The sequence below is a fragment of the Micromonospora sp. DT43 genome, from assembly GCF_049841645.1.
Taxonomy (GTDB): domain Bacteria; phylum Actinomycetota; class Actinomycetes; order Mycobacteriales; family Micromonosporaceae; genus Micromonospora.
The window spans coordinates 60,680-80,764 of the sequence record NZ_JBNCKR010000002.1; the positions used below are offsets into that span (position 1 = coordinate 60,680).

The 20,085-nt window shown below is 72.7% G+C and carries 20 protein-coding genes; 2 read left to right on the top strand and 18 right to left on the bottom strand.

The window, feature by feature from the left end; translation table 11 throughout:
• Positions 1-165: 165 nt before the first annotated feature.
• Genes ACLQ26_RS04395 through pyrR form a run of 6 tightly spaced genes read right to left on the bottom strand, consistent with a single transcriptional unit; the run spans position 166 to position 8,564 of the window.
• Entirely contained in the window at positions 166-1,224 is a 1,059-nt protein-coding gene (locus tag ACLQ26_RS04395; protein ID WP_425743196.1) for a quinone-dependent dihydroorotate dehydrogenase, read from the bottom strand.
• Positions 1,221-4,568, bottom strand: a complete 3,348-nt coding sequence (gene carB, locus ACLQ26_RS04400) for a carbamoyl-phosphate synthase large subunit (protein ID WP_425743197.1) — start codon at positions 4,566-4,568, stop codon at positions 1,221-1,223. Before carB ends, ACLQ26_RS04395 begins: the two co-directional genes overlap by 4 nt.
• The gene (gene carA / locus ACLQ26_RS04405) at positions 4,561-5,724 is read right to left on the bottom strand and encodes a glutamine-hydrolyzing carbamoyl-phosphate synthase small subunit (protein WP_425743198.1); all 1,164 of its coding nucleotides are present in this window, start codon (positions 5,722-5,724) and stop codon (positions 4,561-4,563) included. Before carA ends, carB begins: the two co-directional genes overlap by 8 nt.
• Positions 5,724-7,001: a dihydroorotase gene (locus ACLQ26_RS04410; RefSeq protein ID WP_425743199.1), complete on the bottom strand. Its 1,278-nt coding sequence runs from the start codon at positions 6,999-7,001 to the stop codon at positions 5,724-5,726. Before ACLQ26_RS04410 ends, carA begins: the two co-directional genes overlap by 1 nt.
• Positions 6,998-7,924 carry an aspartate carbamoyltransferase catalytic subunit gene (locus ACLQ26_RS04415; protein WP_425743200.1) on the bottom strand — a complete coding sequence of 309 codons (927 nt, stop codon included), beginning with the start codon at positions 7,922-7,924 and terminating at the stop codon, positions 6,998-7,000. The genes ACLQ26_RS04410 and ACLQ26_RS04415 overlap by 4 nt, the downstream gene beginning before the upstream one ends.
• A gap of 55 nt (positions 7,925-7,979) precedes the next feature.
• Complete coding sequence (gene pyrR / locus ACLQ26_RS04420; protein ID WP_425743201.1) at positions 7,980-8,564, bottom strand: bifunctional pyr operon transcriptional regulator/uracil phosphoribosyltransferase PyrR; 585 nt, start codon at positions 8,562-8,564, stop codon at positions 7,980-7,982.
• 289 nt (positions 8,565-8,853) lie between these two features.
• Between pyrR and ACLQ26_RS04425 the strand changes: the two genes are divergently transcribed.
• Complete coding sequence (locus ACLQ26_RS04425; protein WP_007458348.1) at positions 8,854-9,342, top strand: transcriptional regulator BldD; 489 nt, start codon at positions 8,854-8,856, stop codon at positions 9,340-9,342.
• A gap of 75 nt (positions 9,343-9,417) precedes the next feature.
• Here the strand turns inward: ACLQ26_RS04425 and nusB are convergent, their stop codons facing one another.
• The 5 genes from nusB to ACLQ26_RS04450 are packed head-to-tail and all read right to left on the bottom strand — an operon-like array spanning position 9,418 to position 13,006.
• On the bottom strand, positions 9,418-9,828 hold the full coding sequence (gene nusB / locus ACLQ26_RS04430; RefSeq protein WP_193376622.1) for a transcription antitermination factor NusB: 411 nt from the start codon (positions 9,826-9,828) through the stop codon (positions 9,418-9,420).
• 23 nt (positions 9,829-9,851) lie between these two features.
• Positions 9,852-10,409 (bottom strand): elongation factor P, encoded by a 558-nt coding sequence (gene efp, locus ACLQ26_RS04435; protein WP_007458344.1) that lies wholly within the window; start codon positions 10,407-10,409, stop codon positions 9,852-9,854.
• A 44-nt stretch (positions 10,410-10,453) separates the two neighbouring features.
• A complete protein-coding gene (gene aroQ / locus ACLQ26_RS04440; RefSeq protein ID WP_425743202.1) occupies positions 10,454-10,921 on the bottom strand; it encodes a type II 3-dehydroquinate dehydratase in 468 nt (155 codons plus the stop codon).
• The gene (gene aroB / locus ACLQ26_RS04445) at positions 10,918-11,997 is read right to left on the bottom strand and encodes a 3-dehydroquinate synthase (RefSeq protein WP_425743203.1); all 1,080 of its coding nucleotides are present in this window, start codon (positions 11,995-11,997) and stop codon (positions 10,918-10,920) included. Before aroB ends, aroQ begins: the two co-directional genes overlap by 4 nt.
• Positions 11,998-12,007: 10 nt before the next feature.
• Positions 12,008-13,006, bottom strand: a complete 999-nt coding sequence (locus ACLQ26_RS04450) for a helix-turn-helix transcriptional regulator (RefSeq protein WP_425743204.1) — start codon at positions 13,004-13,006, stop codon at positions 12,008-12,010.
• A gap of 79 nt (positions 13,007-13,085) precedes the next feature.
• Here ACLQ26_RS04450 and ACLQ26_RS04455 point away from each other — a divergent pair, with 79 nt between their 5' ends.
• Positions 13,086-13,814 (top strand): alpha/beta fold hydrolase, encoded by a 729-nt coding sequence (locus ACLQ26_RS04455; RefSeq protein ID WP_425743205.1) that lies wholly within the window; start codon positions 13,086-13,088, stop codon positions 13,812-13,814.
• A 39-nt stretch (positions 13,815-13,853) separates the two neighbouring features.
• Here the strand turns inward: ACLQ26_RS04455 and ACLQ26_RS04460 are convergent, their stop codons facing one another.
• The 7 genes from ACLQ26_RS04460 to ACLQ26_RS04490 all read right to left on the bottom strand — a co-directional run bounded on the left by ACLQ26_RS04460 (position 13,854) and on the right by ACLQ26_RS04490 (position 20,081).
• On the bottom strand, positions 13,854-14,357 hold the full coding sequence (locus tag ACLQ26_RS04460) for a shikimate kinase (protein WP_425743206.1): 504 nt from the start codon (positions 14,355-14,357) through the stop codon (positions 13,854-13,856).
• Positions 14,357-15,535 carry a chorismate synthase gene (gene aroC, locus ACLQ26_RS04465; RefSeq protein ID WP_363686917.1) on the bottom strand — a complete coding sequence of 393 codons (1,179 nt, stop codon included), beginning with the start codon at positions 15,533-15,535 and terminating at the stop codon, positions 14,357-14,359. Before aroC ends, ACLQ26_RS04460 begins: the two co-directional genes overlap by 1 nt.
• A gap of 115 nt (positions 15,536-15,650) precedes the next feature.
• The gene (locus tag ACLQ26_RS04470) at positions 15,651-16,571 is read right to left on the bottom strand and encodes a glycosyltransferase family 2 protein (RefSeq protein WP_425743207.1); all 921 of its coding nucleotides are present in this window, start codon (positions 16,569-16,571) and stop codon (positions 15,651-15,653) included.
• Complete coding sequence (locus ACLQ26_RS04475) at positions 16,568-17,230, bottom strand: glycosyltransferase (protein WP_425743208.1); 663 nt, start codon at positions 17,228-17,230, stop codon at positions 16,568-16,570. The genes ACLQ26_RS04470 and ACLQ26_RS04475 overlap by 4 nt, the downstream gene beginning before the upstream one ends.
• A complete protein-coding gene (locus ACLQ26_RS04480) occupies positions 17,227-17,703 on the bottom strand; it encodes a UDP-N-acetylglucosamine--LPS N-acetylglucosamine transferase (RefSeq protein WP_425743209.1) in 477 nt (158 codons plus the stop codon). The genes ACLQ26_RS04475 and ACLQ26_RS04480 overlap by 4 nt, the downstream gene beginning before the upstream one ends.
• A gap of 216 nt (positions 17,704-17,919) precedes the next feature.
• Positions 17,920-19,182, bottom strand: coding sequence for a hypothetical protein (locus tag ACLQ26_RS04485; RefSeq protein WP_425743210.1), 1,263 nt, complete (start codon positions 19,180-19,182; stop codon positions 17,920-17,922).
• Entirely contained in the window at positions 19,179-20,081 is a 903-nt protein-coding gene (locus ACLQ26_RS04490) for a sulfotransferase domain-containing protein (RefSeq protein WP_425743768.1), read from the bottom strand. Before ACLQ26_RS04490 ends, ACLQ26_RS04485 begins: the two co-directional genes overlap by 4 nt.
• Positions 20,082-20,085: the final 4 nt, after the last annotated feature.

Sequence of the window (20,085 nt, forward strand, 5' to 3'; positions counted from 1 at the left end):
CCGGGCCGTGATGGGCAGGCGGCCGGGCCGGGTCAGGGCTGAGGGGCCGGGCCAGCGCGAAGCCGGCCCAGCCCAGCGCAGCCGGCCACAGGGCGGCCCAGCCCAGCGCAGCCCGACCCGGTGCCGGCCCGGCGCTGCGGGCGGGCCAGCACCGGGCCGGGGCGGTCACCGTCCGGCGACCGGGTCCGGCGCCACCGCTGTGGCCGCCGCGTGGGCGGTGGCCCGGGCGGAGGCGCGGACCAGGGCCGGGCCCCGGTAGATGAAGCCGGTGTAGAGCTGCACCAGGGCGGCCCCGGCGTCGATCATCCGCGCCGCGTCGTCCGGGTCCAGCACTCCGCCGACGCCGATGATCGGCAGGCGGCCACCGGTCTCGGAGTGCACGAAGGCGACCACGTTCCGGGCGCGGCCGGTCAGGGGCCGGCCGGACAGTCCTCCGGTCTCGGCGCCGCGCGCGGAGTCGGCCGGGGCCAGTCCGTCCCGGGACAGCGTGGTGTTGGTGGCGATCACGCCGGCGGCGCCCCGGGCCAGGCACACCTCCAGCAGCTCGGCGATCGCCGCCTCGGTGAGATCCGGTGCGATCTTGACCAGGATCGGCTTCTCCCCCACCAGCGCGGCCAGCAGGGCGTCCAGGTGTGCCCGATCCTGCAACGACCGCAGGCCGGGCGTGTTCGGCGAGGACACGTTTACCGCGAAGTAGTCGCCGTGCCCGCGCAGCGCGCGGTACGAGGCGAGGTAGTCCTCGACCGCCTCGTCGAGCGGGGTCACCTTGGACTTGCCAAGCGAGATGCCCAGCGGCACCCCGATCGGGCGTGGCAGCGCGTCCAGCCGGGCGGCGAGCGCGGCGGCCCCGGCGTTGTTGAAGCCCATCCGGTTGATCACCGCCTCGCTGCCCGGCAGCCGGAACAGCCGAGGCCGGGGATTGCCCGGCTGGGCGTGCGCGGTGACGGTGCCGACCTCGACGAAGCCGAAGCCGAGCGCCGGCCAGGCAGCCAACGCGGCGCCGTCCTTGTCCATGCCGGCGGCGAGCCCGACCGGGTTGGGGAACCGCACGCCGAACACCGTGCGCGGCGCGTCGACCGCGTACCGGGCCCGCAGGGCGGCGAGGGCCACCGGACGCCGCGACAGCGCGGCCAACCGCCGCAGTGTCCACTCGTGCGCCGCCTCGGCGTCCCCACCGCCGAGGCGGAACAACCCCGGCCGTACGACCCGCTCGAACAGGGTCACTGTGCCGCCCGGAGAGTGGCGTGCAGATCCTGCAGGGGGCGGACCTGCATGTCCCCCCGGATGCGCGCCTCGATGCCCATGACCGCCGCCGCCGCGCCCGGGACAGTGGTGATGCAGGGGATGTCGGCGGTGACGGCGGCGCTGCGGATCTCGTAGCCGTCCGAGCGGGCGCTGGCACCCGAGCCCTGCGGCGTGTTGATGACGAGCGCCACGTCGCCGCCGAGGATCAGCGACACCGCGTCGTCACCCTCGCCGGCCTGGTAGTGCTTGCGGATCTGCTCGCAGGCGATGCCGTGCCGGCGCAGCACCTCGGAGGTGCCGGCGGTCGCCACGATCTCGAAGCCCAGGTCGGCCAGTCGCTTGATCGGGAAGATCATGCCGCGCTTGTCCCGGTTGGCCACCGAGACGAAGATCTTCCCGGCGGTCGGCAACGACCCGTACGCGGCGGACTGGCTCTTGGCGAAGGCGTGCCCGAAGTTGGTGTCGATGCCCATCACCTCGCCTGTCGACTTCATCTCCGGCCCGAGCAGAGAGTCGATCCCCTTGCCCGCCCGGGTCCGGAAGCGCTTGAACGGCAGCACCGCCTCCTTGACCGCGATCGGCGCGTCGGCGGGCATCGTGCCCCCGTCCCCCGTCGCCGGGAGCAGGCCCTCGGCGCGCAGCTCGGCGATTGTCGCGCCGAGCGCGATCCGGGCCGCCGCCTTGGCCAGCGGAACGGCCGTCGCCTTGGAGACGAACGGAACGGTCCGCGACGCACGCGGGTTGGCCTCCAGGACGTAGAGCACGTCGTCCTTGAGCGCGTACTGCACGTTGAGCAGACCGCGGACGCCGACACCGCGGGCGATCGCCTCGGTGTAGCGGCGGACCTCGGCCAGGTGCGACCCCGCGAGGGTGATCGGCGGCAGCGCGCAGGACGAGTCGCCGGAGTGGATGCCGGCCTCCTCGATGTGCTCCATCACGCCGCCGATGTAGACCGCGCCGTCGGCGTCGCACAGGGCGTCCACGTCGATCTCGATGGCGTCGTCGAGGAACCGGTCCACCAGCACCGGGTGGTCGCCGGAGATGTCGGTGGCCCGGCCGATGTAGTCGCGCAGCGTCGGGTCGTCGTAGACGATCTCCATGCCCCGCCCGCCCAGCACGTACGACGGCCGGACCAGCACCGGGTAACCGATCTCGTCGGCGATCGCCTTGGCCTCGTCGTAGGACGTGGCCATGCCGTGCGCCGGCGCGCGGAGCCCGGCGCGGGCCAGCACCGCGCCGAACGCGCCCCGCTCCTCGGCCAGGTGGATCGACTCCGGAGAGGTGCCGACGATCGGCACGCCGGCGTTCTTGAGCCGCTGCGCCAACCCCAGCGGGGTCTGCCCGCCGAGCTGCACGACCACACCGATCACGCCCGGGCCGCCGGCGGCCCGGCCGGAGGAGTCCTCCGCGTGCCAGACCTCGAGGACGTCCTCGAAGGTCAGCGGCTCGAAGTAGAGCCGGTCGGCGGTGTCGTAGTCGGTGGAGACCGTCTCCGGGTTGCAGTTGACCATGACGGTCTCGTAACCGGCCGACCGCAACGCCTGCACGGCGTGCACGCACGAGTAGTCGAACTCGATGCCCTGCCCGATCCGGTTGGGGCCGGAGCCCAGGATCAGCACCTTCGGCCGGTCCGACGGCGCGACCTCGGTCTCCAGGTCGTACGTGGAGTAGTGGTAGGGCGTGGTGGCCTCGAACTCGGCCGCGCAGGTGTCCACGGTCTTGTAGACCGGGCGCACGTCGAGGCGGTGCCGCAGGGTCCGTACGCCGTCCTCGGCGGCCAGCTCGGGACGCAGCGCGGCGAGCTGCCGGTCGGACAGGCCGGCCCGCTTGGCGCGACGCAGCAGCTCGGCGTCGAGCACCGGCGCGTCGACGATCTCGGCGCGCAGCTCGATCAACGCGGCGATCTGGTCCAGGAACCAGCTGTCGATTCCGCCGGACGCCTCGTTGACCTCGGTGATCGACGCGCCCAGGCGCAGCGCCCGCTCCACCGTGTAGAGCCGGCCGTCGTGCGGGATCCGCAGCGCGGCGAGGGTGTCGGCCAGGGTGACGCCCTGCGGATCTGGAGTGGTCCAGAAACCGGCGGCCTTGGTTTCCATCGAGCGCATCGCCTTGTTCAGCGCCTCGGTGAAGTTGCGCCCGAGGCTCATGGCCTCGCCCACCGACTTCATCGTGGTGGTCAGCTCCGGGTCCGCGCCGGGGAACTTCTCGAACGCGAACCGGGGGATCTTCACCACGACGTAGTCGAGGGACGGCTCGAACGCCGCAGGGGTCTTCAGCGTGATGTCGTTGGGGATTTCGTCGAGCGTGTAGCCGATGGCCAGCTTGGCGGCGATCTTCGCGATCGGGAAGCCTGTCGCCTTGGAGGCCAGCGCCGAGGAGCGCGACACCCGGGGGTTCATCTCGATCACGACGATCCGGCCGTCCACCGGGTTGACCGCGAACTGGATGTTGCAGCCGCCGGTGTCCACCCCGACCTCGCGCAGCACGGCGATGCCCAGGTCACGCAGGCGCTGGTACTCCCGGTCGGTGAGCGTCATGGCCGGCGCGACGGTGACGCTGTCGCCGGTGTGCACGCCCATCGGGTCGACGTTCTCGATCGAGCAGACGACGACCACGTTGTCGTGCCGGTCGCGCATCAGCTCAAGCTCGTACTCCTTCCAGCCGAGCACGCTCTCCTCGATGAGGACCTCGTGCACCGGGCTGGCGGTCAGGCCGTCGCCGGCGATGCGGGCCAGGTCCTCCGGGGTGTGCGCCATGCCGGAGCCCAGGCCACCCATGGTGAACGACGGCCGGATCACCACCGGCAGGCCCAGCTCGGCGACTGTCGCCTCGACCTCGTCCATGGAGTGGCACACCCGGGACCGGGGCACCAGCGCAGCCGGGTCGTCGACGCCCAGGCGTACGCCTGCCTTCGCCACGATCTCCTTGAACAGCTGGCGGTCCTCGCCCCGGTTGATGGCGTCGATGTTCGCGCCGATCAACTCGACGCCGTACTTCTCCAGGACGCCCGCGGAGTGCAGGGCGACGGCGGTGTTCAGCGCGGTCTGCCCGCCCAGGGTCGCCAGGATGGCGTCCGGGCGCTCCTTGGCGATGACCAGCTCCACGAACTCCGGAGTGATCGGCTCGACGTACGTGGCGTCGGCGAACTCCGGGTCCGTCATGATCGTGGCGGGGTTGGAGTTGACCAGGCTGACCCGGATGCCCTCGCTGCGCAGCACCCGGCACGCCTGGGTGCCGGAGTAGTCGAACTCGCAGGCCTGCCCGATGACGATCGGCCCGGAGCCGATCACGAGGATGTGCTTGAGATCGGTCCGCTTAGGCATTGCTGCGCCCCCTGCTGTGGTTCCGACCCTCGATCAGGTCGGCGAACCGGTCGAAGAGATAGTCGGCGTCGTGCGGGCCGGCGGCCGCCTCCGGGTGGTACTGCACTGTGAACGCGGGCACGTCCACGGCCCGCAGCCCCTCGACGACGTTGTCGTTGAGGCAGACGTGCGACACCTGGACGCCGCCGAAGTCGGTGTCGATCACCTGGTCGGGAACCACCGCGCCGGCGCCCGCGCCCGGCACCTTCACCGCGAAGCCGTGATTGTGGCTTGTCACCTCGACCTTGCCGGTGGCCCGGTCGAGCACCGGCTGGTTGATGCCCCGGTGGCCGTAGCCCAGCTTGTAGGTGCCGAAGCCGAGCGCCCGGCCGAGGATCTGGCTGCCGAAGCAGATGCCGAACAGCGGCACCTCCCGCCGCAGCGCCTCCCTCGCCAGCGCCACCGGACCGTCGGCAGTGGCCGGGTCTCCGGGGCCCGGCGACAGGAAGACCGCGTCGGCGCCGGTGGCCAGCAGGTCCTCGATGCTCGACGAGGCGGGCAGTACGTGTGTGGTCACCCCGCGCGTGGCCAGCCGGCGCGGCACGTTGCGCTTGATGCCCAGGTCCAGCGCGGCCACTGTGAACCGGTGCTCGCCGAGCGCCTCGACGACGTACGGCTCGGGGGTGCTCACCTCGGCGGACAGGTCCGCGCCGACCATCTGCGGTGACTGCCGGACCCGGGCCAGCAGGCTCTGCGGGTCCTTCTCGACGCTGGAGATGCCCACCCGCATGGCGCCCCGCTCGCGCAGGTGCCGGGTCAACGCCCGGGTGTCCACGCCGCTGATGCCCACCACACCCTCGGTGGCGAGGCGGTCCTCCAGACTGCCGGTGGCCCGCCAGTTGGAGCCGATCCGGGCCGGGTCGCGGACGACGTAACCGGCCACCCAGATCCGGCCGGACTCGTCGTCCTCGCCGTTGACGCCTGTGTTGCCGATGTGCGGGGCGGTCTGCACGACCACCTGCCGGTGGTAGGACGGGTCGGTGAGCGTCTCCTGGTAGCCGGTCATGCCGGTGTTGAAGACCGCCTCGCCGAAGGTCTCGCCGACACTGCCGTACGCCTCGCCGGGGAACGTGCGCCCGTCCTCTAGCACCAGGATCGCGGGTCTGCGCTTGACCATTACTTGACTGCCTTTCCGTCCAGGACCGTCGGCTCGCCGCGCAGGAAGGTCGCCACGATGCGACCCGGCAGCGTCATGCGGGCGTACGGGGTGTTGCGACTGCGGCTGGCCAGCTCCGTCGGCTCGATGGTGCGGCGGGCGGCCGGGTCGACAAGTGTCAGGTTGGCGGGCACGCCGGGCGCCGGGTCGACGCCGTGGCCGGTGAGTCCGGCGATCCGGGCGGGGGTACGCGACATCCGCTCGGCGATCAGGTCCCACTCGGGGCCGAGCACATCAAGCGCGATGGACAGGGCCGTCTCCAGACCGAGCATCCCCGGTCGGGCGTACGCCCACTCGCACTCCTTGTCCTCCACGGCGTGTGGGGCGTGGTCGGTGGCGATGATGTCGATGACGCCGTCCGCGAGCGCGGACCGCAGGGCGCTGATGTCGGCGGCCGTCCGCAGCGGCGGGTTGACCTTGAAGACGGGGTCGTAGGTCTCGGCACGCTCGTCGGTGAGCAGCAGGTGGTGCGGGGTGACCTCGGCGGTGACGCGTACACCACGGGCCTTGGCCTGGCGCAGCACCTCGACGCTGCCGGCGGTGGAGACGTGGCAGACGTGCAGGCGGCTGCCCACGTGCTCGGCCAGCAGCACGTCCCGGGCGATGATCGCCTCCTCGGCGACCGCCGGCCAGCCGATCAGGCCGAGCCGGGTGGAGACCTCACCCTCGTGCATCTGGGCGCCCTCGGTGAGGCGGGGCTCCTCGGCGTGCTGGGCGATGATCCCGTCGAACGCCTTGACGTACTCCAGGGCCCGGCGCATCAGCAGCGGGTCGGCGACGCAGTGCCCGTCGTCGGAGAAGATCCGCACCCGGGCCGCGGAGTCGGCCATCGCGCCCAGCTCGGCCAGGCGCTCGCCGGCCAGCCCGACGGTGACCGCGCCGACCGGCTGCACGTCGACGAGCCCGGCCTCCCGGCCGAGTCGCCAGACCTGCTCGACGACGCCCGCGGTGTCCGCGACAGGCGAGGTGTTCGCCATCGCGCAGACCGCGGTGTAGCCGCCCAGCGCCGCCGCCCGGGACCCGGACTCCACGGTCTCGGCGTCCTCCCGGCCGGGCTCGCGCAGGTGGGTGTGCAGATCGACCAGGCCGGGCAGGGCGACCAGCCCGGCGCCGTCGACCACCACGGCGTCCGGCGCGGACAGCCCCGGCCCGACCTCGGCGACGACGCCGTCGCGGATCAGCAGGTCGGTCGGCGCGGCGCCGACGATGCTCACGTTGGTGATGAGGTACGCGGTCACCTGTTGTTCCCTCCGAGCAGCAGGTAAAGAACAGCCATCCGCACGGAGACCCCGTTGGTGACCTGTTCGACGATGGTGGAGCGGGGTGAGTCGGCCACCTCGGGGGTGATCTCCATTCCCCGGTTCATCGGGCCCGGGTGCATGACGATCGCGTGCTCGGGCAGGCGGCGCATCCGCGGGCCGTCCAGCCCGTAGCGGCGGGAGTACTCGCGCGCGGAGGGGAAGTAGGAGTCCTGCATCCGCTCCCGCTGCACCCGCAGCATCATCACCACGTCCACGTCGGGCAGCACCGCGTCGAGGTCGTAGGACACGTCGGTGCCCGGGGCGAGGGCGCCGGCGATGTCGACGGGGATGAGCGTGGGCGGGCCGACCAGGGTGACCTTCGCGCCGAGGGTGGACAGCAGCAGGACGTTGGAGCGGGCCACCCGGGAGTGCAGCACGTCCCCGACCACCGCGACGGACAGGCCGGCCAGCCGGCCCAGCCGGGCCCGCATGGTGTACGCGTCGAGCAGCGCCTGGGTGGGGTGCTCGTGGGTGCCGTCGCCGGCGTTCACCACCGACCCGTCCACCCAGTTCGCGAGCCGGTGCGGGGCGCCCGAGGCGGGGTGCCGCACGACCACCGCGTCGGCGCCCATGGCCTGCAAGGTCAGCGCGGTGTCCTTCAGGCTCTCGCCCTTGGCGACGCTGGACCCCTTGGCCGAAAAGTTGATCACGTCGGCGCTGAGCCGTTTCGCCGCCGCCTCGAACGAGATCCGGGTGCGGGTGGAGTCCTCGTAGAAGAGGTTCACCACAGTCCGGCCGCGCAGGGCGGGCAGCTTCTTGATCTCGCGGCCGGCGACCGTTGCCATCTCGGCGGCGGTGTCCAGGATCTCGGTGGCGGTGTCGGCGTCCAGGTCCGCGCCGGAGAGCAGGTGCCTGATCACTCTGCTGGCCTTTCGTTCGCGACTGCGGGGCTCCGCTGCGCTGCACTCCTCGCGCTCACTGGGTGGCACCCCCGTACAACTTGACCTCGTCGGCGCCGTCGATCTCGGCGAGCGTCACCTTGACGCTCTCGGCGAGCGCCGTCGGGATGTTCTTGCCGACGTAGTCGGCGCGGATCGGCAGCTCGCGGTGGCCACGGTCGACCAGGACGGCGAGCTGCACCGACGCCGGGCGGCCCACGTCGTTGAGCGCGTCGAGAGCGGCACGCACGGTGCGCCCGGAGAAGAGCACGTCGTCGACGAGGATCACCCGCTTGCCGTCGATGCCGCCGGTGGGCACCTGGGTCGGGCCGATCGCGCGGGTGGCGTGCCGGCGCAGGTCGTCGCGGTAGAGCGTGATGTCGAGCACACCGACCGGGACGACGACGTCCTCGAAGGTGCTGATCCGGGAGGCGAGCCGCCGCGCGAGGGGCGCTCCCCGGGTGGGAATCCCCAGCAGCACGGTGTCGGCGGCGCCCTGGGTCTTCTCCAGGATCTGGTGGGCGATGCGGTCGACCACTCGCTGCACGTCGGCGCTGGCGAGGATCACCTTCACCGAGGGTTGTCGCGGTGGTGACGAACGGGCAGCCGGTGGGTATGCCACGGCGGACCTCCTTCCCCGCCTCACAGGACGGGTCGTTAAAGGATGTCGGGCACCTCCGGCCGGCTCGCGCGAGCGGACCTGACCGGGGCTTCACGCCACGTTACCAGTGGTCACCGGGCCGACGGACAGCGGCCGCTGACCACCGGATCAGGCGCACGAAATGGGGATAACTCCCTCGGTGCTCCCCAACGGTAAGGTCACGACCACTTGACCACGTGTCCCATTCCCCGTACCGTCACGCTCCGTAGCGATCGACGGGAGAACCCCGAGCAGCACTGGGAGTGTCCGAATGCCCTCTGAATACGCCAAATCTCTGGGCGCACGCCTGCGCTCCATCCGCCAGCAGCAGGGCCTCTCCCTGCAGGGTGTGGAGGAGAAGTCGAACGGGCGGTGGAAGGCCGTGGTGGTCGGCTCGTACGAGCGTGGCGACCGGGCCGTGACGGTGTCCCGTCTGGCCGAGCTGGCCGAGTTCTACCGTGTCCCCGTCTCGGAACTGCTGCCCGACGGCAGCGGCGTCCGGCACGAGCCCACCAGCAAGATCGTCCTGGACCTGGAGCGGCTCTACGACGAGGCCTCCGAGGACCTGGCCTATGTCGCCCGCTACGCCCGCGCCATCCAGCAGCAGCGCGGTGACTACAACGGCCGGGTGCTCTCCATCCGCGCCGACGACCTGCGGGCGCTCGCGATCGTCTACGACGCCTCACCGTCGGGTCTGATCGAGCGGCTCACCGAGCACGGCGTGCTGGTGGCCGACCCCCGGGCGTTCTTCGCCTCCTGAGCTGTCGCTTCACCGAAAGGAAGGGCCCGTGCCGGTTGGCACGGGCCCTTCCTTCTCGTGCGGGTACGCGGTCGCTCAGCGGGTGGCGTACTCGGCGATGCGGCCGAGCACGCCGTTGAGGAACCGCGGCGAATCGTCGGTGGACATCTGCCGGGCCAGCTCGACGGCCTCGCTGATCGCCACCGCGTCGTCGATCTCGTCGACGTAGAGCAACTCGTAGACGGCGATCCGGGCCAGGTTGCGGTCGACCACCGGCATCCGCTCCAACGTCCAACCCTCGGCGTAGCTGGCGATCAGCTCGTCGATGCGGTTGAGGTGCTCGGCGACCCCCTCGATCAGGCCCACCGCGTAACCCAGGTGCTCCGGGCGGGGCTGTTCGATGCGCTGGAGGTAGCCGGCCAGGACCTCGACGGGCGGCCGATCCCGCAGGTCGGCCTCGTAGAGGACGTCCAGCGCCCGCTTGCGCGCCTTGCGGCGCGCCGGCATCTGCTGCTTGGGACCCTCAGCCATCAGGCGCGGCCGAGGTAACGGCCGTCGCGGGTGTCGACCTTGATCTTCTCACCGGTGGTGATGAACAGCGGAACCGGCACGGTGGCGCCGGTCTCCACGGTCGCCGGCTTGGTGCCGCCGGTCGAACGGTCGCCCTGCAGGCCGGGCTCGGTGTAGGTGACCTCCAGCACGACGCTTGTGGGCAGCTCGATGTAGAGCGGCACACCCTCGTGCTGGGCGACGGTCGCCTCCGCCTCTGGCAGCAGGTAGTTGGCTGCCTCACCGACGGTGCCACCGGGCACGGTGATCTGGTCGAAGGTCTCCAGATCCATGAAGACGAAGTCCTCGCCGTCGGCGTACAAATACTGCATCGTGCGCTTGTCCACGGTCGCGGTCTCGACCTTGGTGCCCGCGTTGAAGGTCTTGTCGACCACCTTCCCGGACAGCACGTTCTTCAGCGTGGTGCGTACGAACGCGCCACCCTTACCGGGCTTGACGTGCTGGAACTCGACGACGGCCCAGAGCTCGCCGTCCAGGTTGAGTACCAGGCCGTTTTTGAGGTCGTTGGTGGAGGCCATTTCCTGCCTTGATCATCAATTGGCGGACAGACCCTAGGAGTCTACTAGCTGCGTCGAATCGCCCGGTCCCCGCTCGGGGCGACCCCTGCGCGGGCGGCCAGGTGGTGCAGGGCGAGACGATAGCCGTCGATGCCGAGGCCGCAGATCACCCCGGTCGCCACCGCGGAGACCACCGAGTGGTGTCGGAACTCCTCACGGGCGTGGATGTTGGAGAGGTGCACCTCCACCAGTGGCCCAGGCAGCATGGCGCAGGCGTCGCGCACCGCGTACGAGTAGTGCGACCAGGCGGCCGGGTTGAGCACCACGGCGGCGCCCTCGTCGGCGGCGGCGTGCAGCCAGCCGAGCAACTCGTGCTCGGCGTCCGTCTGTCGGACCGTCACGTCCAGCCCCAGCTCCCGGCCGGTGGCCTCGCAGAGCGTCACCAGGTCGGCGTAGCTCGTCGAGCCGTACACGGCGGGCTCCCGGGTGCCCAGCCGGCCCAGGTTCGGCCCGTTCAACACGTACACCTTCACGGGGTGGCCACCTCGCGGTAGGCAGCCTCCAGGAGCGCGTCGTCCGGGCCCTCCAGCATCGCCGGGTGGGCCAGCGCGTCCAGCACCACGAACCGCAACCGGCTGCCCCGGGCCTTCTTGTCCACCCGCATGACGGCCAGCAGTCGCGGCCAGGCGTCGGCGGGGTAGCTCACCGGCAGGCCGAGCGCGGCCAGGGTGCGCCGGTGCCGGTCGGCGGTCGCCGTGTCCAACCGGCCGGCGAGCCGGGCCAACGTGGCGGCGTACACCAGACCAACGGCCACCGCGTGGCCGTGCCGCCAGCGGTAACCCTCGACCTGTTCGATGGCGTGGGCCAGGGTGTGACCGTAGTTGAGCACCTCCCGCAGGCCCGACTCGCGCAGGTCGTCGGCGACCACGTCGGCCTTGACCCGGATGGCCCGCTCGATCAGCTCCCGGGCCACCGGCCCGCGCGGGTCGGTGGCCGCCGCCGGGTCACGCTCGACGAGATCAAGGATCACCGGGTCGGCGATGAAGCCGCACTTGACCACCTCGGCCAGCCCGGCCGCCAGGTCGACGGCGGGCAGGCTGTCCAGGGTGGCCAGGTCGGCCAGCACGCCTACCGGCGGGTGGAACGCGCCGACCAGGTTCTTGCCGGCGGCGGTGTTGATCCCGGTCTTGCCGCCCACGGCGGCGTCCACCATGCCCAGCAGCGAGGTGGCCACCGGCACCCAGCGCACCCCACGCAGCCAGCAGGCCGCGACGAAACCGGCCAGGTCGGTCACCGCGCCGCCGCCGACCCCGACCACCGCGTCGGCACGGGTGAAGCCGGCCGCTCCCAGCCGGTCCCAGCAGGCGGCCGCCACGTCGATCTGCTTGCCCGACTCCGCGTCGGGCACCTCGATCGGCAGTGGCTCGACGCCGGCCGCGCGCAGCCGTTCGCCGATCGCGTCCGCCAGGGCCTTGAGCGGGGGCGTGTGCAGCACCGCCGCCCGGGTCGCCCCGGGCAGCAGCCCGGGGAGCGCGTCCAGCAGGTCGCGTCCGACAAGCACGTCGTACGGCCGTTCGCCGCCGACCGGAATCCGGGTCACCTCGTTCATCGCCGGCAGCCTAGTCCAGCGGACGGCGTGGCGAGGGCGTCTGTCCACCTGCTGGCCGGGCGGCCCACTCGGCCAACAGGCGCGCGTGCTCGGCCACGGCGGCACGCAACGCCTCCGGGTGGCGCACGGTGAACGCGCAGCCCAGCCCGGCGAGCAGCGCCGCCATGCCCGGAAGGCTCTCCGCCCGGGCCCGCAGCAGCACCCCGTCGCCGCTGGCGGTCAGCTCGGCCGCGCTGGGCGGGACGCGTCGCCGGGCGGTGACCAGGTCGGTCTCCAGCAGCACCTCCACCTCGTGCCGGTAGGGCACGCCCGCCAGCGACCGGGTCAGCCACGCCACCGCGTTGAAGCCGTCCGGCACCGTGAACGTCGCTTCGCCGGGCGTCACGGCGCCGATGCGGTCCAGTCGGAACGTGCGCACCTCTCCGCGCCTGTGGTCATGGCCTGTGACGTACCAGCGGCCGGCGTGGAAGACCAGCCCGTACGGGTCGAGCTCACGATGCGACAGCTCACCGCGCCAGGATCGGTAGTCCAGGCTCACCCGCTGCCGGTGCCGGGCGGCCGCCGCCAGGGCCAACAGGGTGCCCGACGCCGGCCGGGCCTGGGGCTCGGGCCGCCGCAGGGTGAAGCCGAGGTGCTCCTGCACGGCGGTCAGCCGGTCGGCGAGCGCCGCCGGCAGCACCCGGCGGATCTTCGCCAGCGCGGTCGCCGTGGCCGGCAGCTCGGTGGCCAGCCCGACCCGCTCGGCGACGACCAGGCCGAGCAGCACGGCCACCGCCTCGTCGTCGGTGAGCATCAGCGGCGGCAGCTTGAACCCCTGGTGCAGGCGGTAGCCGCCGTGGCGGCCCCGGTCGGCGAGCACCGGGATGCCCAGCTCGACAAGTGTGGCCGCATATCGGCGCACGGTCCGTTCGTCCACGCCGAGCCGGCTGGCCAGCTCGCCGGCCGTCGCCCGGTGCCGGGCCTGGAGCAGTTCGAGAAGGGCCAGCACCCGACCGGCGGGATGCGACACGGGCCACTCCTTCAAACCGGGCGGATCCTGTCCGGATTCGATCGTACGGTCGGTCGGTAACCGAGAGAAGGAGCGACAGATGGCGACGTTCGTACTGGTACCGGGATTCTGGTTGGGCGCGTGGGCGTGGCGGGAGGTGACCGGCCTGCTGCGCGCGCGGGGGCACGACGTCCACCCGATGACGCTGACCGGGGTGGCCGAGCGCCACCACCTCGCCGGGCCGGAGGTGACACTGGAGACGCACACCATCGACATCGTCCGGCTGATCGAGGTGGAGGATCTGCGCGATGTGCTGCTCGTCGGGCACTCCGGCGGCGGCATGCCGGTGGCGCAGGCGGCCGACCGCGTTCCGGATCGCATCGCCCGGGTGGTCTACGTGGAGAGTGGGCCGCTGCCGGACGGCACGGCACAGTTCGACACGGTGCCGCCGGAGGAACAGCAGCGGCTGCGCGCGGCGATCGGCGACGGGCACCTGCTGCCACCGCCGGCCTGGGACCCGGCCGCCGACCCGACAAACCTGGCCGGCCTGGACGAGCCGACACTGGCCCTCCTGCGCGAGCAGGCCACGCCGCAGCCCCTGCGCACGGCGACCGATCCGGTACGCCGCACGGGTGGCCGCCCGGTGCCGACCGCGCTTGTCGCGAGCACCTTCCCGCTCACTGTGGTGCGCGAGATGATCGACCAGGGGCACCCGTACTTCACCGGGCTGGCCGGTGGGCGGCTGTTCGAGCTGCCCACCGGGCACTGGCCGATGCTCAGCGAGCCGAAGGGGCTCGCCGACGTGCTCGACGCCGTCGCCCGTGAATAAGCGCGGGCCCGACGCGGGCCCGGCGCGGGGCTGGCCGGGTCAGCGGGGCAGCAGCGTGGCGATCTCGGCGACGACCGCCGCCGGGGCGCGGCCGTCGGTGATCACCGTCTCGGTGGCCACCTCGGCGTAGAGCGGCCGGCGCTGATCCATGAGGTGCTTGAGGGTGGCGCGCGGATTGATCGCCAGCAGCGGCCGGCCCGCGCCGAGCCCGACCCGCTTCACCGCGTCGGGCAGCTCCACCGAGAGGTGCACGACCCGGTGCCCCACCAGGGCGGCCCGGGTCTCCTCGGCCAGCACCGCGCCGCCGCCGAGGGCGAGCACGCCGGTGCCGGCGGCGAGTGCCGCCGCCACGGCGGCCCGCTCCAGGGCTCGGAAGTGCTCCTCACCCTCGTCGATGAAGATCTCCGGGATGGTCTTGCCGGCCAGCTGCTCGATGTCGGCGTCGGTGTCCCGGAACTCCACGCCGAGGTTGGCGGCGAGCGCCTGCCCCACCGTGGTCTTGCCGCAGCCGGGCACCCCGACCAGGACTACGACCGGTGCCATCAGCGGATGACCAGCGCGTCGAGGTAGCCGGCCAGGTTGCGGCGGATCTCGGCGACCGAGTCACCGCCGAACTTCTCGGTGGCCGCCTCCGCCAGCACCAGCGCCACCATCGCCTCGGCGACGACCGCGGCCGCGGGCACCGCGCAGACGTCGGAGCGCTGGTTGATGGCGGTCGCCGGCTCGCCCGTGACGACGTCCACGGTGGCCAGCGCCCGGTTCAGCGAGGAGATCGGCTTCATGGCGGCGCGTACCCGCAGCGGCTCGCCCGTGGTGATGCCGCCCTCCAGCCCGCCGGCCCGGTCGGTGACGCGGCGGACGCCGGTGGCCGACGGGATGATCTCGTCGTGCGCCTCGGAGCCGCGGGAGCGGGCCTGCTGCCACCCGTCGCCGATCTCCACTCCCTTGATCGCCTGGATCGACATCAGCGCCGTGGCCAGCCGGGCGTCGAGCTTGCGGTCCCACTGCACGTGACTGCCCAGGCCCGGCGGCACCCCGTACGCCAGCACCTCCACCACGCCGCCGAGGGTGTCGGCGGCCTTCTTCGCGGCGTCGACCTCGGCGACCATCAGGGCACTGGCCTCCGGATCGAGACAGCGCAGCGGGTCGGCGTCGATGCGGTCGGCGTCCTGCGGCGTCGGGCGCAGCCCGGGTTTCGCGGCCACCGGCCCCAGCTCGACGACGTGCGAGACGATCTCGATGCCCAGAGCCTGCCGGATCAACGCCTTGGCGACGGTGCCGACTGCCACCCGGGCGGCGGTCTCCCGGGCGCTCGCGCGCTCCAGGATCGGCCGCGCGTCGTGGTGGCCGTACTTCTGCATGCCGGCCAGGTCGGCGTGACCGGGACGGGGGCGGGTCAGCGGGGCGTTGCGGGCCTGCCGGGCCAGCTCGTCGGGGTCGACGGGATCGGCGGCCATCACCGTGCGCCACTTCGGCCACTCGGAGTTGCCCACCCGGATCGCCACCGGGCTGCCCAGGGTGACGCCGTGCCGCAGCCCGCCGATCACCTCGATCTCGTCCTGCTCGAACGACATCCGGGCACCACGGCCGTAGCCCAGCCGACGGCGGGCCAGCTCGCCCGCGATCTCGGTGGTGCCCACCTCGACGCCGGCCGGCACCCCCTCCATCAACGCGACGAGGGCGGGACCGTGCGATTCACCTGCAGTCAGCCAGCGCAACACAACTGTCAGTCTGTCACGGCGCGCGACGGGCGCGTCGCGCTGCCCGCCGCGTCCCGCCCTGCGGACGGCCCGAACCGTCCGCAGGGCGGTCGCGCACGGCGCCCCGCGCGACGGATCAGATGCCCCGGCCGCGTTTGTGCAGGGTACGCAGCACCGCGTCGGCCCGGACCACCCGACCGGCGACCGCGAGCGCCAGGTAGGCGCGCGGCTCGCGTGGGTTGCTGCGCAGGGTGCGTCCCGCCCACCGCAGCGCGCCCCGGCGATCACCGGAGGCGGCCTGGGCGAACGCGATCTGCCCGGTGACCCGGGCCGCGCCCGCCGGTTGGGTGGCGAACTCCGGGTAGCGCCGCAGCAGCCACTGCAACGCCTCGGAGATGGTGTCCCAGCGCTGCGCGAAGTACGAGCGCTTGTGCCACCGCACCAGCACCGACGGCGTCGGCAGGTTGATCAGCGGCGCGCTGCGGGCGGCCCGCAACAGAAACTCGTAGTCCTCGGCGTAACTGCCCGGAATCTCCTCGTCGACCAGGCCGAAGCCGTCGCGCAGCGCCGTCGCACGGATCAGGAAGGTGGACGGGTGCAGCTCGGTCAACCGGTCCCGCAGGAGGTCGTCGAGGGTGATCCGCTCCTTGTCGAGCACCCGGTCGACTGTGTGCCCGTCGTAGCTGACCCGGATGCCGCAGCAGACGAACTCGGCCGTCGGGTCGGCGGCCAGGGCGTCGACCTGGGCGGCCAGCTTGCCCGGCAGCCACTCGTCGTCGTCGTCGCAGAACGCGATCAGCTCACCCTCGGCGGCGAGGGTGCCGCTGTTGCGCGCCCCGGCCAGCCCCGGCGCCCGCCCGTTGCCGATGACCCGCACCACCCGGTCCGGCCCGGCCAGGCCGGTCAGCGACTCGTCGGGCGTGGACTGGTCGAACACGACGACGGCCTCGATGCTGCCCGGGTACTCCTGGGCGAGGATCGCCGCGAGGGCGGCCCGCAGCAGCTCGGGGCGGTCCCGGGTGGGCACCACGACGCTGACGCTCGGCGCTGGGGTCATCGGGTCTCCTCCGTACCCTGGCCGGGTCGCGGCCAGGTCCGCCAGCGGGGTCGGCGCCGGATCGACCGGGCCACCAGGTCATCCACGATCTGCCCGACGCGGGCAACGGCCGCGCGGCGGGCCTCGTGCGCGGCCGGGTCTGCGGCCACCGCGTACCGGGAGGGGTCGGCCTGCCCGGCGGCGAGCGCGTCGTGCAGCGCCTCCCGGGTCTCGCAGAGCGCCACCAGCCCGGCCGCGCCGAGCCGGCGGGCGAAGAGCTGCTGGTGGTCGTCGACGTGTTCGCCGTGCGACGGGTCGCGCGGCACCACGATGGGCAGGTGGCCGTGCCGGCGGGCCTCCAGGATCGTCGCCGGGCCGCCGTGGCACACCACAAGGTCGGCGTCGGCCATCGCCTCCTGCAGGGCGTCGTGGCCGAGGAAGGGCACCGCACCGGGCAGCGGCGGCGCCGCCGTGTGCCCGTGCTGCACTGTCAACCCGACCGGACCGGCCTGCGCGTGCCACTGCGCCAGCCAGTCGACGAGCCGGTCGAAGGGGTGCTTGTCGGTGCCGACGGCGACGAGCAGCCGGGTCTGACCGACGTCCGTGGTGTCGCGCTGGCGCGGCAGGCGGGACCCGTCGGCGGCGGTGTCGCGGCGGGCCGTGCTCGCCTCCCCGCTCACAGGAGGGTCCCGACGACTGTGGCCTCCGGATACTGCCGGCGCTGCTCGTCCCACTGCACGAGCATCGCGGACAGGAACGGGCGGCAGAGCCGGGCGGTGAGCGTCGGGGTGTCGATCCGGTCGTACACCTCGATGTAGACGGTCGGGATGCGACGCAGGCGGGCCAGCACCACGAACGGCACGGCCACGCCGGCGCCGGTGGTGACCACGGCCGCCACCCGCCGCCCACGCAGCACCCGCCAGGCCAGTCGCGCGTTGCGCAGCAGGTTCGGCACGTTGCGGGTGGTCGGATGGTGCGCCGGAACCAGGTCCTCGCCGGCCAGCAGCGACACCGCCTCCGGTGTGTCGAAGGTGACCCAGCAGCGCCGCCACCGTTCGTACCAGGGCCTAAGGGCGAGTAGTTGGGCCAGGTGTCCGCCGCTGGAACCCACCAGCAGCAGCACCGACGAATTGTTGTCGTCGTTCGTGTCCACGCGACTCCCCACAAGTTCGCTTGGAATTCCGATTCACGCCAGGCAGAAGCAGATCACAGGTTTCCCGGTCGTTGAATAGCGCGACCGGACGAGGCGACGATCTCCGCTCGGCGTGGTCAGGCCCACTGTCGGCCCCCACGGCCTATTGATCGTCATCACGACCTGCCATTTTGTCGTCACTCTACGACGCGCTCCCGGCGTCGCGCTGTCTCCGGTTCAGTCGCTTTGTCGTTTCTCGATGACGTCCAACAGTGCGGGATGCAGCGCGCCGTTCCACCCGGCGCCGGCGTCCGCCAGCCGCCACGTCCGCAGCCACATCTCCAGCAGGTACGCGTCGGCCACCAGCCGGCACTGCGCCGGGCCGAGGCCCAGCCGCGCACCGTGCCGATCCACCTGCCCGTCCACCGCGGCGGCGGCCACCGCCGCCGGTTCGGCGCGCAGCACCAGCGACCGCTGGAACGCGTCGTGCGCCAGATCGAAGCCGACAGGCACGTCCGGGCCACTGTGCTCCCAGTCCCAGGCCACCAGCCGACCGTCGTGCGTGCCCAGGTTCCACGGCACCCAGTCGCCGTGCCAGTGGCCGAACTCGACGGCCGTGTCGCCGTGCCGGCGGGCCAGCGCGGCGACCGCCGCCACCGCCCGCGCCCCGGCCGGCTCGGCCGTGGCGGCCCGCTCGGCCTGGGCGGCCAGCCGGGTCAGGAACGTCGAGGAGGCAAGCGGTCGGGGCGTCCCGGCCGGGGCGCCCCGGCGGGCGACGGCGAGCAGCGCCGCGATCCGGGGCGGGTCGTCGGCCGGCACACCGCGTACGTCCGGCGGCAGCGGTTCGATCACCGCGACCGCCTGGCCGGCCCACGCCGTCTCGGTGAGCAGCCCCGGCGGCACCGGATGGTCGGCGACGCCTGTCACCGCCCGCAACTCCCGCAGGGCGCTCGCCTCGGCGGTGACAAGCGCCCGGGTGGCGTCGTTCCAGCCGATCTTCGCGTAGCCGCGCGGGTGACCGTCGACGGTGAACAGTTGCAGGGTGGGTTTGACGTTCGGGTCCGGCGGGCGGACCCCACACGCGGCCAACAGCGGCGTGCCGCCCAGCGCGGCGGCGAGCCGCTCGGTCAGCAGCAGCTCGGCCACGGGCGCACCCACCGGCACCGAGACGGTGAGCGTCGGAAACGGCGCCAGACCCGCCCCGCCGAACCGGGCCAGCCCGCCGAGCGCCGCCCGCAGCGCCCGCACCTTCGGCGGCCGCAACGCGTTGTACGCCAGCAACGACGCCGCGCCGGCCCGGGGCGCGCCCAGCGGCACGAGGAACCGGGCCCGGGCCACCGACGGCACCACCGCATACCGGGCCACCGCCCGATGCCCGGCCGGCAGCGCGCCACCCACCGTCAGACCGACCCGGTCGTCCGGGAACACCGCGCGGCTCACCCAGCCCAGGCCGTCCACCCGGGATCGAGGATCGGTGGCCGGGGTGACCCCGGTCGTCACGCCGCCCGGTCCGCCCAGTCGAGGTCCAACCCGAGCCGCTCGCGCAGCGCGTCGTTGTACGGGCGGTAGTAGTCGGTCAACTCGGCGCGCAGCGCCGGCTCCAGCGGAGCGGAGCGCCGGTCGTTGTAGACCTTGAAGTTCGGCAGGTCGTACGGGGGCAGCCCGAGGAAGTCGAGGGTGCGCTGGTAGGTGGCGCGGGAGTCGCGGTACAGGTCCTCGCTGGGCAGGAAGAGGATCTGCCCGGAGTCGAAGCGCTCCAACCACGGCTCCAGGTGCTCCAGGTAACGCCCCCGGGCCCGGTACGTGTACCAGTCGTACGCCTCGCTGAACGCCTCCGGCTCGGCGATGAGCCGCTCCCGCTCCCCCGCTGTACGCTCCGGCTCGGCGGCCAGCGCTTCGGCGAAGTCAAGCGGCTCGATGCCGTGGGTGCGGCGCTCCTTCCAGTGCGAGTACGCCCGCTCGACCGGGTCGCGCAGCAGCACGATCAGCTTCACCGTCGGCATCAGCGCCGCGACCCGCTGCGCGGCGAGCGGGTGGAACATGTAGAGCGGGGCGGCCTCGCCGACCCGGACCGGCCCGCCGTGCCGCTTCGTGAGGGCCTCACGCTGCCGCTCGGTCGGGAAGTGCGAGCGGTACCACGCCTCGCCGCGACCCCAGTGCTCCTCGAAGTAGTGCGCCGACTTGGTGTTCCACGCGGGAAACAGCCGGGGCACCAGGGGGTGCTGGATGAGGTAGTTCCACAGGGAGGTGGTGCCGCCCCGCTTGGTGCCGATGATCAGGAAGTCCGGCAGGGGTCGCCGGTCACTGGTGCGTACCCCGTAGTCGACCAGGGACTCTCGCACCCGGGTGGTCACCTGGGTCGGCACCAGCTGCTTGACCCGGTCACGGATGGACGCCACGACG